At 64.4% G+C, this 15,227-nt stretch carries 14 protein-coding genes; 7 read left to right on the top strand and 7 right to left on the bottom strand.

The window, feature by feature from the left end; all coding sequences use genetic code 11:
- Nucleotides 1-37 precede the first annotated feature (37 nt).
- Nucleotides 38-283, top strand: coding sequence for a DUF6719 family protein (locus QJT78_RS19310; protein WP_028147798.1), 246 nt, complete (start codon nucleotides 38-40; stop codon nucleotides 281-283).
- Nucleotides 284-286: 3 nt separating this feature from the next.
- Here QJT78_RS19310 and QJT78_RS19315 read toward each other — a convergent pair whose 3' ends face one another.
- On the bottom strand, nucleotides 287-652 hold the full coding sequence (locus tag QJT78_RS19315) for a hypothetical protein (protein ID WP_028147797.1): 366 nt from the start codon (nucleotides 650-652) through the stop codon (nucleotides 287-289).
- A gap of 59 nt (nucleotides 653-711) precedes the next feature.
- The gene (locus tag QJT78_RS19320) at nucleotides 712-876 is read right to left on the bottom strand and encodes a hypothetical protein (protein WP_193375936.1); all 165 of its coding nucleotides are present in this window, start codon (nucleotides 874-876) and stop codon (nucleotides 712-714) included.
- Between the two features lie 416 nt (nucleotides 877-1,292).
- Here QJT78_RS19320 and QJT78_RS19325 point away from each other — a divergent pair, with 416 nt between their 5' ends.
- The gene (locus QJT78_RS19325; RefSeq protein ID WP_049807576.1) at nucleotides 1,293-1,538 is read left to right on the top strand and encodes a hypothetical protein; all 246 of its coding nucleotides are present in this window, start codon (nucleotides 1,293-1,295) and stop codon (nucleotides 1,536-1,538) included.
- 11 nt (nucleotides 1,539-1,549) lie between these two features.
- Here the strand turns inward: QJT78_RS19325 and QJT78_RS19330 are convergent, their stop codons facing one another.
- Complete coding sequence (locus tag QJT78_RS19330) at nucleotides 1,550-2,098, bottom strand: CreA family protein (protein ID WP_028147796.1); 549 nt, start codon at nucleotides 2,096-2,098, stop codon at nucleotides 1,550-1,552.
- Nucleotides 2,099-2,306: 208 nt separating this feature from the next.
- Here QJT78_RS19330 and QJT78_RS19335 point away from each other — a divergent pair, with 208 nt between their 5' ends.
- The 4 genes from QJT78_RS19335 to QJT78_RS19350 all read left to right on the top strand — a co-directional run bounded on the left by QJT78_RS19335 (nucleotide 2,307) and on the right by QJT78_RS19350 (nucleotide 6,341).
- Entirely contained in the window at nucleotides 2,307-3,926 is a 1,620-nt protein-coding gene (locus tag QJT78_RS19335; protein WP_028147795.1) for a L,D-transpeptidase, read from the top strand.
- A gap of 110 nt (nucleotides 3,927-4,036) precedes the next feature.
- On the top strand, nucleotides 4,037-4,603 hold the full coding sequence (locus QJT78_RS19340) for a glutathione peroxidase (RefSeq protein WP_028147794.1): 567 nt from the start codon (nucleotides 4,037-4,039) through the stop codon (nucleotides 4,601-4,603).
- A 165-nt stretch (nucleotides 4,604-4,768) separates the two neighbouring features.
- Entirely contained in the window at nucleotides 4,769-5,782 is a 1,014-nt protein-coding gene (locus QJT78_RS19345; protein WP_028147793.1) for a polysaccharide deacetylase family protein, read from the top strand.
- A gap of 7 nt (nucleotides 5,783-5,789) precedes the next feature.
- Nucleotides 5,790-6,341: a dihydrofolate reductase gene (locus QJT78_RS19350; RefSeq protein WP_028147792.1), complete on the top strand. Its 552-nt coding sequence runs from the start codon at nucleotides 5,790-5,792 to the stop codon at nucleotides 6,339-6,341.
- Between the two features lie 15 nt (nucleotides 6,342-6,356).
- Here QJT78_RS19350 and QJT78_RS19355 read toward each other — a convergent pair whose 3' ends face one another.
- From QJT78_RS19355 to QJT78_RS19365, 3 genes are all read right to left on the bottom strand, one after another.
- On the bottom strand, nucleotides 6,357-7,670 hold the full coding sequence (locus QJT78_RS19355) for an outer membrane beta-barrel protein (RefSeq protein ID WP_240537572.1): 1,314 nt from the start codon (nucleotides 7,668-7,670) through the stop codon (nucleotides 6,357-6,359).
- Between the two features lie 307 nt (nucleotides 7,671-7,977).
- Nucleotides 7,978-8,430: a DoxX family membrane protein gene (locus QJT78_RS19360; RefSeq protein ID WP_028147790.1), complete on the bottom strand. Its 453-nt coding sequence runs from the start codon at nucleotides 8,428-8,430 to the stop codon at nucleotides 7,978-7,980.
- Nucleotides 8,431-8,759: 329 nt separating this feature from the next.
- Entirely contained in the window at nucleotides 8,760-11,069 is a 2,310-nt protein-coding gene (locus tag QJT78_RS19365) for an NADP-dependent malic enzyme (RefSeq protein ID WP_028147789.1), read from the bottom strand.
- A gap of 246 nt (nucleotides 11,070-11,315) precedes the next feature.
- On the opposite strand from QJT78_RS19365, the gene QJT78_RS19370 reads away from it, so the two are divergent.
- A complete protein-coding gene (locus QJT78_RS19370) occupies nucleotides 11,316-13,283 on the top strand; it encodes a hypothetical protein (RefSeq protein ID WP_028147788.1) in 1,968 nt (655 codons plus the stop codon).
- A 171-nt stretch (nucleotides 13,284-13,454) separates the two neighbouring features.
- Here QJT78_RS19370 and aspS read toward each other — a convergent pair whose 3' ends face one another.
- Complete coding sequence (aspS, locus tag QJT78_RS19375; protein WP_014495735.1) at nucleotides 13,455-15,227, bottom strand: aspartate--tRNA ligase; 1,773 nt, start codon at nucleotides 15,225-15,227, stop codon at nucleotides 13,455-13,457.

The following is a 15,227-nucleotide window of genomic DNA, read 5'->3' on the forward strand; positions in this document are numbered from 1 at the left end:
TCCCTACATTGCGGCATCGATGCCGGGACCTCACATCATGCTGCTGCGCCGCGCGACCTGCCTCTCGCTGCTGATCTGGGTCGCGCTCGCGACGACGGCGCATGCCGTCACTGTCGGACGTGAACAGGACATCACCGATCTCAAGCTCGGCCAGCGCGTGCAAGTGGATGACGGAACCTGCCCCGCCGGGCAGGTCAAGGAAGTGCGCGGCGCGAGAATGACCGACAAGGGCGTGGCGCGGACCAGCGCCTGCGTACCGCGCTACGGTCCGAAATCGAAGTGATGGTCACGACTTCGCCGGGTCGAACATGCACTGCAAGGTCGGTTTGGCGATCTTGGTGAAGGTCGAGCCGATCTCGCCCTGCTTGGACGCCGGCACCCAATCAGTCTCGATCGTTGGCACGCCGGTCTCGCTGATGCCGCGCAACAGCGCCTCGCGCAGATCGCGGTCCTCGACGGCCGCGGCGGCGTGGTCATGCAGGCAGCCGCAGACCTCCTCGGGATGCTCCCAGCGCCCGAGCATCCGCGGCGCACACTGACGCACGAACTCGCTGCGGGGATCCGGTAGCCTCGAGGGAGCGCGAACCTGCGCGTGGGCAGCGCTGATCGTCAGAAGCGAAACGAACGCTGCGGCGCAGAACCGGACAATCATGATGGCCTTTATCGGCTGGTTTTTCTTGTGATTTTCTTGTGATTTTTCTTGGCTGTCGATCAGAAACGCGCAGCGACCACGATCTGCTGCGGCGCCGTGGTGGTGACCGGCGAGCCGCTGTACTGGAAGGTGCCGACACCCGGGAGATTGCCGTCCGGCGCCCCCGCGAACGAAGAGCCGGCGAGCACGAAAGCGAAGGCAAGGATGAAGCTGAGCGTGCGCATGATCTTGTGTCCCAGTTCCGTGGCCGGCGATGCGCCGTCGTCGTTGCGAAGCTGATAACCATGCGTCGTTTCGCGCGTGATGCGCCAAAAGCGGAAAATGGTTTCGTCTTTGTGAGAATTGTTTCATCGCGCCCCAGGCGACGAAACATTCAGCGGAAAATCCCAGTCTTTTCAGAGGGGCCGCGGCGGGTCTGAAAGTGGCCTTGTAGGCTCTCTCCGCGCTTGGAAGCGGGCCCACACTGCGCGCAGTCACACGCACGCCTTCCGCACTTCACATGCATTTTACGTTTTTCTGCTGAAGAGAAGCCCGAACGAGGGCTGGGTTCCGTCGAACCGGGGACGATTCGACTGCGACCCAAGCCATCGAAACCGAGAAGCCCGGAACCACCGGGCGCGTTCAGTTGAGGGATGCCATCATGACGGCGCAAGATCGCGCAACGCCGCGCGACGCGGACCTGCCGACGGACCGCGCCGACCAACAAGCCAGCAAGGTCGCGTCAATCGGGGCAATGTCGCTGCAGTCGGGCCGCGGCCACGAGGCAGCCCCACAAGCATTCGTGCGACTGACCGGCTCGCATCTCGCAAAGCCGCGTGTGCCAGCCGCACTCTCCTCACTGAGTGAACGCACGCGCGTCACTCAGGGAACGCAACCGCGTCACTGAACGCGCTCTCGTCACTGAGTGAAGAACTCGCCGCACTTCTGGACGTTTGCGTCAGCCGGTCCCCACGGCATGACCGGCACCGTCGAGGTCGAGTTCTTCGGCGAGCCCTCGATCAGCCGGTCCGAATAGACCATGTAGACCAGCACATTGCGTTTGGCGTCACAGCCGCGCACGATCTGCATCTTCTTGAAGAACAGCGAGCGGCGCTGGCGGAACATGTCGTCGCCCTGCTCCATCTTGTTCTTGAACTTGATCGGACCGACCTGGCGGCAGGCCAGCGAGATATCCGAGACCTCCTCGGCAAGGCCGAGCCAGCCCTTGAAGCCACCCTTCTCCGGCACCGTGAAATGGCACGCCACGCCCTCGACTTCGGGGTCGTCGAGACCGTAGGTCGCGAGCTTGTCATTCGGGCTCATCCATTTGAACACCGTCGAGCGGCGGAAGATCAGATCCGGCTCGTCGGCGGCGATTGCAGAGTTCGCTGGGACAGCCAGCAACAGAAGGAATAAAGCAAGGTCTTTCAAGCGGATGCCGGAAAGACCGGGGAAACGAGATGACATGAAGTTCTCCGGTAGGAAGTCCCGGCAATGTAGGCATGCGACAGCCGGTCAGGAAGACGACCGGCTGCCGTCGCGGCCACCGTTTACCGCTCCGTGAGGCTTTTTTGCTACGTCATGGACAAAAGTCACTGGCGGCAGAACTGCCGTGCTAGTGAACGCGTATCCCCTCTGCGAGACTAATTTCTGAGTTGGATTGTGGATTCGAGGAATGAATAGCGTGAACGGGGCCAGTTTTTCTGCCAGGCCGGTCCGGCTGTGGCAGGTCGCCATTTTGACGGCGGCCGGTGCGATTGGCTGGACCAGCCAGGCGGACGCGGCGTACTACTACTGGAGCGACTACTCCGACGGGTCCTACACCGCCCGGCAGGAGCGCTATCCCGACTTTCCCCGGCAGAAGCCTCAGAAGCGCAGTACGGCTGGCAAGAAAGCGGTCGTCGCCGAGAAGGAAGCCGGCACCAAGCCGCAAGGTCCGCTCGTGATCGTCGTGTCGATCGATCGGCAGAAGGTGACGGTCTACGACACCAACGGCGTGTTCGCGGAATCCCCGGTGTCGACAGGCATGAAGGGCCACTCGACGCCGATGGGCGTGTTCAGCGTGATCCAGAAGCACAAATTCCACCAGTCCAACATCTATAGCGGCGCGCCGATGCCGTACATGCAGCGGATCACCTGGTCCGGCATCGCCATGCATGCCGGCGTGCTGCCGGGCTATCCGGCCTCGCACGGTTGCATCCGCATGCCGATGGCGTTCGCGGTGAAGATGTGGAACTGGACAAGGATGGGCGCGCGCGTGATCGTCTCGCCCGGCCAGATGTCGCCGCAAAATTTCTCGCATCCCCTGCTCGCCTCGGTGCGCGTGCCGCCGCAGCCCGCCGTCAGCCTGGAGCCGCAGATCAATGTCGGCGACAAGGCCGACAAGGGCGCCGCACCAACCAAAGTCAGCGAAGCAAAACCCGTCGAGACGAAGACCGCCAGCGCGGAGAGCGCGCTCGAGCTGCGTTCGTCAGTCGGCCATACCGTGATGTCGGATGTGACCACCGGCAATGCACCGGCGCGCGCGGAAGCAGCCGCTCCGGCCGACAAGGTTGAGGCCAAGTCTGAAAAGACCGCCGAGGCGTCTGACCCGGTCAAGCCGCAGTCGGAAGAAGCCGCCAAGCCCGCAAGCACCGACGCAAAGCCCGTTGAGGCCGCAGAAGCGCCCAAGACTGCGGAAGCGCCCAAGGCTGAAGCCGCCGAGCCCGCGAAGAAACCCGATGCGCCCGCTGCCGCACCGGCGCTCACCGCATCGCCCGACGCCAAGAAGGACGAGACCCGCGTCGCCGATCCTGCGCCTGCCGCGAAGCCCGAGACGCCCAAACGGGCCGGCCAGATCGCGGTGTTCATCAGCCGCAAGGATTCCAAGCTCTACGTGCGGCAGAACTTTGCCCCGCTGTTCGAGGTTCCCGTCACGATCGCTGCGAGCGACCGGCCGCTCGGCACCCACGTCTTCACCGCCGAGGTCGACAAGACCGACACCAATGCGCTGCGTTGGTCGGTGGTGTCGCTGCCGGTCTCCGCCCGCGCCGCCGCGCGCCAAGATGACAGTCGCGTGACACTCCGCCAGCGTGGCGCCGCCGTGATCCCCGTCGCCGCCAAGTCCGTTACAGCCAAGCCCATGGTCACGCCGGACAGCCCGGCCGAGGCACTCGACCGTATCTCGATCCCTGCGGACACCATGGCGAAGATCAACGAGATGCTGACTTCGGGCGGCTCGATCATCGTCTCCGACCAGGGCATCAACCAGGGCGAGACCGGCGAAGGCACCGACTTCATCGTCCGCCTGTACTAGAGCGCTTTCGAGCGAAGTGGCGCCTTGCCGCGTCCGATAACGCGGTGTTGACCAGGCGCGTCGCGCCGACGCAGTAAGGTACGTCCCGGATCACGTCGGGGGACGTTGCCATGCTGCATCGCAGGACCATGCTCGCCGCGCTTGTCGCGACGACCGCGTCTGCTGGACGCAGCCGTGCCGATGGCGGCATGAGCCGGATCTCGGCCTATGCCTTCTCTTTCCCTGCATTATCAGGCGACGACATCCGCCTTGCCGCGTTCACGGGCAAGCCGCTGCTGGTCGTCAACACTGCTTCGCTCTGCGGCTACACTCCGCAATATGCCGGCCTGCAGGAGCTCTGGAGCGAGTTTCGCGAGCGCGGGCTCACCGTGATCGGCGTACCCTCCAATGATTTCGGCGGCCAGGAGCCCGGCGGCACCAGCGAGATCACGGAGACCGCGCACCACCAATACGGCGTTACCTTCCCGATCGCGGCCAAGGCCGTGGTGGTCGGCGCCAAAGCGCATCCGTTCTACAAATGGGCGGCCGAGGCGCGCCCCCGCGACGTTCCGCGCTGGAACTTCCACAAATACCTGATCGGGCGCGACGGCTACATTGCCGAGGTGTATCCGTCTGCGGTCGATCCGACGGACACACGGGTCAAGACGGCGATTGCGAAGGCGCTGGCCGACAGCTGACACCCGCAGCCCGCATCCGGTTGGGCACAATTGTGGCGGGGTGCCAAACAGCCGTTGCAATGACGAGGGCCCACCATCTAGGCTAGGACTTTCAAGGGGCAGGATGGTTTTGCCAGAGGCGAAAAGCTGCGGCGGAACAACGGGATCAATCTCGAGGACAACACCATGCGTGTGGCGGCAGGACTGATTTTGGCAAGCGCGATGTCGGTTGCGATGGCAGGCGCAGCGTGGTCGCAGACCCCGGCCGCAAAGCCCGCAGCCGCCACCCAAGCGGCACCGGCTGCAGCCCCCGCGGCAGCACCGGCGCCCGCTCCCGCGGCGGCAGCCGCAGCGCCGACGCAAGCGGCCTTCCCGCCCCCGCCGAAACAGGCGCCCCAGCCCGCCCGCGCGGCCTGCAACACGCCCGGTGCGCTCGGCGTCGCCCGCACCGTGGAGATCGACACCACGGGTGGTCCGGGCTTCGGCTTCGAGCATTTCAAGGAGCTCGACTTCCTGCGCGACAAGGAGGTCGTGCTGACCTTCGACGACGGCCCATGGCCGAAGAACACGCCGGCCGTGTTGAAGGCGCTCGCCGACGAATGCACCACCGGCATCTTCTTCTCGATCGGCAAGCACGCGACCTATGAGCCGGAGATCCTGAAGCAGGTCTATGCGGCCGGCCACACCGTCGGCGCCCACACCTGGTCGCACGCCAACCTCAACAACAAGAAGCTCACGGAAGCGCAGCGCAAGGAAGAGATCGAGAAGGGATTCTCGGCAGTGAAGTGGGCGCTCGGCGGCATCTCGCCCTCGCCGTTCTTCCGCTTCCCGGCGCTCCAGCACCCGCCGGAGATGGTCACCTATCTCGGCAACCGCAACGTCGCGATCTTCTCCTGTGACATCGACTCGTTCGACTTCAAGGCGTCGAAGCCCGAGAAGGTGATCGAGACCGTGATGAAGAAGCTCGACACCAAGGGCAAGGGCATCATCCTGATGCACGACTTCCAGAAGCACACGGCGGAAGCCCTGCCCGAGCTGCTCAAGCGCCTGAAGGCCGGCGGCTACAAGGTGGTGGCGATGCGCGCGAAGTTCCCGGCCTCGACGCTGCCGGAATACGACCAGGAGCTGCTCAAGGACGTCAAGCTGCCGACGGTGAGCACGCGCCCGGTCAATTCCGTCGTGACGACGGTCTCGGAATAGACCGCAATTGTCTTTCCGGTTTGAAGGTTACGTCATCATATCGGCGGACGGCATGCTTGCCGATCCGTCGCACATCATGCCCTCAACGTTGGTGTTCGAAGGCGACAAGCGCTTTTTCGAGCAAGCGCTCGATCGAGCCGCGGTCGTCGTGCACGGCGGACACTCGCACGAGCAGCAGCCGAATTCGCCGAAGCGCAAGCGGCTGATCCTCACCCGCAAGATCAAGGCGCTCACCGTCGACCCGGAGATGCCGAACGCGACGCTGTGGAATCCCGAGCATGCGAGCTTCGAGGAGGCCTGCGCTTTCGCCGATGTCGCCTCCGGCACGGTCGCAATCATCGGCGGCCCCGTAGTGTTCGACATGTTCATGGACCGCTACGACACGTTCTGGCTGTCGGAAGCCCCGCATGTGCGGCTGCCCGGCGGCGAAGGCTGCTTTGTCGGCGTGCCGGAGCGGACGCCGCATGAGGTGCTGGCGTCACACGGGATGAAGCCTGGGGCGCCGTATCTGCTCGACGCGGCGCATGACGTCACAGTGACGCCGTGGCGCCGAGTCTAGCACAGGCGATCTGCGCTACGGCGCCGGAAGGTGATAGGCCAGCACACCGCGCAGCGTGTGCACCGTGCCGCCCGCGCTCAGGCTGGTCATGAAATCAGACGCCAGATCGTCTCGTGCCCCGAGATGCGTGACGCGATATTCGGCGCGTGCGGAGATGCTGTCGGTGAAGAACCGCTCGAATCCGCCGCCGAATGTCGCGCCGTGATATTCCCGCGTCGGAGCGGTGCCGGGAAATCCGAGGAAATTGTACGAGATCGACTGCGCCGTCGTTCCGCTGTAGCCGCCGAGCAGGTAGACCAGCGTCTCCGGTGCCACGAGATAGCCGACGCGTCCACCGACGGTCCACCCCCACTTCACCGCCGCGAGATCAGACGAGATCGCAACACCTCCGCCCGATGCGTTGACCTTGGCGCCGCCATTGGTCCCAGCATCGATCAACCCGAATGCGCCGAGGACCCATCTCGGCGCGACCTGACGATCGTAGCCGATCGTGAAAGTGCCGCCGACATCGGCGCCGCCCAGACCGGACGCGTCGAAATCCAGCACGCCGGCAAACGATCCCGCGACATGGGGCGTGATGACGTCGCCCCCGATACCCGCGCCAACGTAAACGCCCGTCCATGTCGGATTCAGCGCGGGCGCCACTGAAGCGGTCGCAGGTCCGCCGAACTGGCCGAAGCGATAGGCCGCGCCGATCCTGACCACATGCTCGGACAGGTCCGTGGTCCAGACCGCGCCGAGCGGATCGACCGTCGTGTTGCGGCCAAGCGCGACGTAGCGGTATTCGCCGCGCAGTGACACGTTGCTCGCGAGGCGATATTCCGCGCCGGCGCCGACCGTGTAACCGTGCGACGTCAGCCCCGATTCCTGCACCGTGAACGAAGGCCCTCCCCCGAGGATCACGTAGTTCAAGTTCCAATTATTGATGCGCATCTCGCTGTAGCCGGCGAGGCCGTAGAGCAGGATATCGGGCGTCACCAGAAATCCCGCACGGCCGCCGATCGTCCAGCCTTGGTCCAGCGATGGCAGCGCAGCACTCAGGCTCTGGCCAAAGAACGGGCTCGACGCACTGGCCGTCGTGCGCTGGCGCGACCAGTCGTAATCGACGAAACCGCCGACCACGAAACGCGGCGCAACCTGGACGTCAAATCCGGCGAAAACCGACAGCCCGAGATCGGCGCCCTGCAAGCCGTCGAGGCTGAACAAATCCGGGCCACCGCCGACCGGCGTCAGGTTCGACCGTCCGGTCGCGAAGTCGAAGCCCAGTCCGCCGCCGGCGTAAAACTGGGTCCAGTTCGCCACGGGTGCCGTCAGCGGCCGCGCCTTCACGGGCAAGTCTGCAGCACAGGCCGCGGTTAAAGAAACCGCCGCAACTTGCGCCGCCCCCAGAACGACAGCAGCGCGCGCCGCCGCCTTGCGCTTCGATTGAACCAAGTCCGCCCCCAATCACCCAGTGCCGATTGCACCTGTGCAACCGGAACTGTCGGTACTATTGGGCTCGGACGGATTCCGACAAGTGGAGAGACCGGTCGATCCGCAGCGGCCACGATTTTGTTGAACCGCTGTGATCTCAAAACCATAATCTGTGAATGATGGTTCATGCGCTCATCGCAAACGGACGAGCCATCAACTTGCTTTACACGTCCCCGTAGGCCGTCTCGGCCGAGCGCGTAGCGCGGCCATAGCCCATGATCATGAACAGCGCGCCGATGATCGAGAGATTCTTCAGCGCGTCGACCACCATCCTGGCGTTGTCGGGCGCGGCCTGATTCCAGAAATCGGAGAACAGGACGGTCGAGACCGCGATGTAGATGATCATCAGCAAAGCGAAAAAGCGCGCGCCGAAATTCAGTGCGATCATCACGCCTGCAATGATCTCGAGCCCGCCGACCGCGATCGCCAGAAGCTGCGGCGTGGCCATGGCGGTCGCCGTCTCGATCTGCTTGGCATAAGGCTCGATGACTTCCGGCACCACGACCTTGGTGGCGATGAAATCGGCCGTCGCCTGGAGGGCAAAGAGCTTGGTCGCGCCCGTGTAGATGAACAGCACGGCGAACAGGATTCGCCCGAAAGTCACGAACGCTGGCATGATCGGCCTCTTGGCTCAGGCTTTTTGAAATCGGCGTCTTGACGAGAGTACCGGGCGATTATGAAGAGTCGTGCGCCGGTTTACAAACGGGGAAATGGCGAACTGCGAGCAATTCAAAGTTGGCGATTCGGGCGGTGCACCTTCTCCCCTTGTGGTGGGAGAGGATGGATCGCCGCGTAGCGGCGAGACGGGCGAAGGGTTACTATCGGCACGGGCAATTCCTGCGATGTCGTCTCGCGGAGAGATACCCCTCATCCGGCGCTACGCGCCACCTTCTCCCGCAAGGGGAGAAGGGACTAGACCTTTCGAGCGGCCGGAGCTCGCTCGCCTTACGTAAACAACGTCGGCTGCTGCCGTGCAGCGCGCTCCTGCGCTTCCACGACCGCAACTGCCGTCATGTTGAGGATGCCTCGCGCCGTCACCGACGGCGTGAGGATATGGGCCGGGCGTGCCGGGCCGATCAGGATCGGGCCGACAGGGAGCGCATCCGCCAGCGACTTGATCATCTGATAGGCGACGTTGGCGGTGTCGAGGCTCGGCATGATCATGATGTTGGCCTCGCCCTCGAGCTTGGAGTGCGGCAGCACCATGCGGCGCGCAGCCGACGAGAGCGCGGTGTCGCCCTGCATCTCGCCGTCGGCCTCGATCTCCGGATGCTTCTCCTTCAACAGCTGGGTCGCACGGCGCATCTTGCGCGAGGACTCGGTGTCGTAGCTGCCGAAATCCGAGTGCGAGACGAAGGCGATCTTCGGTTTGATGTTGAAGCGCTGGACATGGACCGCCGCCAGCGAGGCGATCTCGGCGAGCTCCTCGGCGCTCGGATTGGGCCGAACTTGCGTGTCGGCGATGAAGAAGGCGCCCTTGCTGGTAATCAGCAGCGCCAGCGCCGCATAGTCGATGATCCCCGCGGAGAAGCCGATGATCTCGCGGACGTGGCGGAGGTGGTGCATGTAGCGGCCTTCGACGCCGCAGAGCATGGCATCCGCCTCCCCGCGTGTGACCGCGAGCGCGGCGATCACCGTGTTGTTAGTGCGCACCACCGTGCGCGCCGCATCCGGCGTCACGCCGCGACGGCCGGCGACCTCGACATAGGACTGCACATAGGAGCGATAGCGCGGATCGTCCTCGGGATTGACGAGGTCGAAATCCTTGCCTGCCTTGATCGACAGGCCGAAGCGCTTGATGCGCGCCTCGACGACCGACGGACGCCCGACCAGGATCGGCGTCGCCAGCTTCTCCTCCAGCACCACTTGCGTGGCACGCAGCACGCGCTCGTCCTCGCCTTCGGCGTAGATCACGCGCACCGGCTGGGTCTTGGCCTTGGCGAACATCGGCTTCATGACGAGGCCGGAGCGGAAGGCGAAGCGCTCGAGCAGCGCGGTGTATTCGTCAAAATTGGTGATGGGGCGCGTCGCGACGCCCGACTCCATCGCCGCCTTGGCGACGGCGGGCGCGATGCGCAGAATCAACCTGGGATCAAAGGGGCTCGGGATCAGCGAGCCCGGGCCAAAGCCCTGTGTTTCGCCGGTGTCAAAGCCTTGCGCGACTGCATCAGACGGCGCCTCACGCGCGAGCTGCGCGATGGCTTCGACGGCGGCGTGCTTCATCTCCTCGTTGATGGCGCTGGCGCCGACGTCGAGCGCGCCGCGGAAGATGAACGGAAAGCAGAGGACGTTGTTGACCTGGTTCGGATAGTCCGAGCGCCCGGTGCAGATCATGGCGTCGGGGCGCACCTTCCGCGCCTCCTCCGGCATGATCTCCGGGGTCGGATTGGCGAGCGCCATGATCAGGGGCTTGTCGCCCATCGCCTTGGCCATCTCCGGCTTGAGCACGCCCGGTGCCGACAGTCCGATGAAGATGTCGGCGCCGCCGATGACGTCACCCAGCGTGCGCTTGTCGGTCTTCTGCGCGTAGACCGCCTTCCAGCGGTCCATCGTGGTGTTGCGGCCCTCATGCACGAGACCGTCGATGTCGCAGACCCAGATGTTCTTGCGCTGCGCGCCCATCGAGACCAGGAGGTTGAGCGTCGCGATCGCGGCGGCCCCTGCCCCCGACGCCACGATCTTGACGTCGGACAGCTTCTTGCCGTTCAGCCTCAGGCCATTGGTGATGGCGGCGGCGACGATGATGGCGGTGCCGTGCTGATCGTCATGGAAGACCGGGATCTTCATGCGCTCCTTCAGCTGCGCCTCGATCTCGAAGCATTCCGGTCCGCGGATGTCCTCGAGATTGATGCCGCCGAAGGTCGGCTCGAGCGCCGCCACGGTCTCGACCACGCGCTCGATGGTGTCGGCGGCGATCTCGATGTCGAACACGTCGATGCCGGCGAATTTCTTGAACAGGACGGCCTTGCCCTCCATCACCGGCTTGGAGGCCAGCGGGCCGATATTGCCGAGGCCGAGCACCGCGGTGCCGTTGGAGACCACCGCGACCAGATTGGCGCGGGTGGTGAGCGTGGCAGCCTCCGCCGGGTTCTTGGCGATCTCGGTGCAGGCGGCAGCAACGCCCGGAGAATAGGCAAGCGCGAGGTCACGCTGGTTGGCAAGCGGCTTGCTCGCCTGGATCTCGAGCTTTCCGGGGCGCGGCAGACGGTGATAGGCCAGCGCCGCCCGGTGGAGATCATCAGAATAAGACGACATGCGGTGTCTCGCCTCGCGTTACCGGCTTCAAAATGCCTCATCCGGAGCCGCCGCCCAAGCGGACGGTATTTCCGGGTCATGGAAACGGGATGAAGCACGGCGGGCGCCCCGGTGGCAACATCCGATTACGGCCCCATCAACAGGGCGCATGGTCAAATATCTGATAGCGTTAGCTTTCCCTAGACCGCGCGGCATTTCCCGAATATGGCAGGTTGCGCAGTGCAAAACGGGCAACTGGAGCTGGGAATGAAGCGGATCCTGATCGGCCTGATCGCGGCGGCCGTGCTTGCCGCGGGCGGATGGTTCGGCTTCAATCTCTACACCCAGCATCGGGCCACCGCCGAGGTCGAGGCGGCGTTCGAGCAGATCCGCGCCAGTGGCGGCAAGGCGAGCCACGGCAAGGTGGCGTTCGAGCTCGCGACTCGGACGCTGACGATCGAGAATATCAATGTCGAGCCCGCCCAGCCTGAGTTAGCCAACGTCAAGATTGCAAAGGTCACGGCCGTCGGCGTACGCCAGCCGAATGAGGCCCATTTCTCGGCCGACAGCATCGACGTGTCAGGGGTCGAGGTCGCCTTCACGTACACCGATCGGGCGAAGCTGAAAGCGAACTACAAGATTCCGCAGATCATCGCTCACGAGTTTTCCGGTCCCACCCGTGCGGCCAGCGCTCCGCTGTCCGGCTCGATCGTCGACATGTACCGCTTCATGCTCGCGCAATACGCAACTGTCTCGGCGTCCTCGATCATGGCACCGACCATCGCAGTCAACGTCGACGCGGGCACCGGCAATGCCGGCGGCGGAGATTTCGTCTATTCCGGTCTTGCGGTCCAGAACGTCAATCGCGGCAAGATCGAAACGGCGAAAACGGACCGCATCACCTACTCGCTCGACGTGACCCAGCCGGGCAAGCCCGGGAAAATGACCGGCGAGCTGTCCGGTCTGGCCGCTTACGATTTCGACGCAAGCGCAGTGACGGCCGCGCTCGATCCGCAAGGGTCGAGCGACGACAGTTTCCACAGGATCTATCGACGCATCTCGGCCAATTCATACGTGGTGACGATGGCACCGGGCGTGCGTGTGAAAATCGACGACGTCGCCATCGACGACATTGCGATCCGGCCCTCGAAATTCCGCATGGCCGAAATCATGGCGTTGATGCCGGCTGACGGTTCGATCCCGACGCCGGCGCAATCGCGCGACATGATCGAGAAGGTGGCCGACTTCTTCGAGGGCTTTCAGATCGGCAAGGCCGAAATCGGCAAGCAAACGGTCGAGACGCCGCAAGGAACGGGAAAGCTCAACGCCTTCAAATACGAACAAAACAGAATAGCGCTGGAAGGCCTCGATATGCCGACGCCGCAGGGGCAGCTCAGGATGGAGCGCTTCGCGCTGAAATCCTTCAGCGCGGCGAATCTGATACGCTGGGCGGCGAGCCTCAGAACCCCCGGGCAGCCCCCCTCGCCCGATCAGATGCTCGGCCTGTTCCGGGTGCTCGAAGGTGCCGAGATCAAGGGCGTGGTCTCTCCTTTCAAGAACACGCGGCAGCTCATCACCATCGACACGATCAGCCTGAACTGGGGCCAGTTGGTCGGATCGATCCCGAGCAAGGCCAATCTGGTCGTGAAGATGGTCACGCCGACCGATCCCTCCAATCCGGCGCAACGGCCGCTGATCATGGCGGGCGTGGACAAGCTCGCGATCGACCTCGATCTCGGTGCCGCCTGGACGGAGTCCTCCGGCGCGTTTGCGCTCGCGCCTGCCACGATCGATCTCGGCAACCTTGCGAAAGCTCAGGCCCGCTTCGCGCTCGCCAATGTGCCGCGCGGCGTGTTCACGGCCGATCCGGTGCAGGCCATGGGCCAGGCGGCGCAGATCGAGACCGGCGCGATCGAGCTCTCCCTGCGCGACAGCGGCGTCGTCGATCTCGTCGTGGCGCAGTTCTCGCGCATGCAGAATGTCAGCCGCGACGCCGCCCGCAGCGCCATCGCCGAGATGATCCGGGCGCAGGGCGAGAAGGTCACGGCCGCCAATCTCGATGCCAAAGCGGCGGTCGATGCACTCGCCGGCTTCGTCGAGACCTCAGGTCAGACGCTGACGATCAAGCTCACGCCGCTCGGCAAGCTGCCGGTGGTCCAGCTCATAGACGCGCTGAACAGCGAGCCGATCGTCGCGCTGGCGCAGTTCAGGATCGAGGCGTCGACGGGGCTGTAGGGGCGAGCGGTGGTCTTGTATCCCGGACGCGCTGCAGCGTTCGTACGCTGCTGCGCAGAGCCGGGACCCAGAAGCGCCGCTGCTCGCCGAGACATGGGCCCCGGCTCTGCAGCGCACCGCTGAAGTCGCGCTGCGCTGCGTCCGGGGCACGAGACCGAAAACCGGCTCAGATCACTTCTGCGGCAGGTTCACCCGCACATGCAGCTCGCGGAGCTGCTTGGTGCTGGGTTCCGACGGTGCACCCATCAGCAGATCCATGGCCTGCTGGTTCATCGGGAACAGCGAGATCTCGCGCAGATTATTGGTGCCGCACAGAAGCATCACGATGCGGTCGACGCCCGCGGCCATGCCGCCATGCGGCGGCGCGCCGTATTGGAAGGCGCGGTACATGCCGCCGAAGCGGTCGACCACTTCCTGCTCGCCGTAACCCGCGATCTCGAACGCCTTCACCATCGCTTCCGGCACGTGGTTGCGGATGCCGCCCGAGGCGATCTCATAGCCGTTGCAGGTGATGTCGTACTGGAACGCCTTGATGGTCAGCGGATCCTGGCCCTTCAACGCATCCAAGCCGCCCTGCGGCATCGAGAACGGGTTGTGCGAGAAGTCGACCTTCTTGTCGTCTTCGTTGTACTCGTACATCGGGAAGTCGACGATCCAGGCGAGTTCGAACCGCTCCTTGTCTGTGAGGTTCAGCTCCTCGCCGACCTTGTTGCGGGCGAGACCTGAGAATTTCCAGAACTTGTCGGGATCGCCGGCGACGAAGAAGGCCGCATCGCCTTCCTTGACGCCGATCTGCGCGCGGATCGCTGCGGTGCGCTCAGGCCCGATGTTGTTCGCGAGCGGGCCAGCGCCCTCGCCGCCCTCGCGCCACATGATGTAGCCGAGACCGGGTTGGCCTTCACCCTGCGCCCACGAGTTCATGCGGTCGCAGAACGCGCGGCTGCCACCGCCCGGCGCCGGGATCGCCCAGACCTGGTTCTTGGGGTCTTCGAGCATGCGCGCAAAGACCTTGAAGCCGGAGCCGCGGAAATGCTCGGAGACGTCCTGCATCTCGATCGGGTTGCGCAGGTCCGGCTTATCGCTGCCGTATTTGCGCAGCGCCTCGGCGAACGGGATGCGGCGCCAGTTCTTGCTCACCGGCTTGCCCTTGGCGAACTCCTCGAACACGCCAGTGATGACGGGCTCCATCGCCGCAAAGACGTCCTCCTGCGTGACAAAGCTCATCTCGACGTCGAGCTGATAGAACTCGCCCGGCAGACGGTCGGCGCGCGGGTCCTCGTCGCGGAAACAGGGCGCAATCTGGAAATAGCGGTCGAAGCCCGACATCATCAGCAGCTGCTTGTACTGCTGCGGCGCCTGCGGCAGCGCGTAGAACTTGCCGGGATGGATGCGCGACGGCACCAGGAAGTCGCGCGCGCCTTCCGGCGAGGACGCAGTCAGGATCGGCGTGTTGAACTCGAAGAACCCCTGCCCCTCCATGCGCCGACGCATCGACTTGATGATATCGACGCGCGTCATGATGTTCTGGTGCAGCTTCTCGCGGCGCAAATCGAGGAAGCGGTACTTCAGGCGGATGTCTTCAGGATAGTCCTGATCGCCGAACACCGGCAGCGGCAGGTCGCCGGCCGGACCCAGCACCTCGATCTCGCTGACATAGATCTCGATCTTGCCGGTCGGCAGATCGTCATTGTCGGTCCCCTCGGGGCGGCGGCGGACCTTGCCGTCCATCTTGACCACGAATTCCGAGCGGAGCTTTTCGGCCAGCGCGAACGCCGGCGAGTCCGGATCGACCACGCACTGGGTCAGGCCGTAATGGTCGCGCAGGTCGATGAACAGCACGCCGCCATGGTCGCGAACGCGATGGACCCAGCCCGAGAGGCGAACTGTTTCGCCGATGTTGCTCTCGCGGAGCGCGCCGCATGTATGTGACCGGTAGCGATGCAT

It is taken from the genome of Bradyrhizobium sp. Mp27 (genome assembly GCF_029953005.1).
GTDB classification, from domain to species: Bacteria; Pseudomonadota; Alphaproteobacteria; order Rhizobiales; family Xanthobacteraceae; genus Bradyrhizobium; species Bradyrhizobium barranii.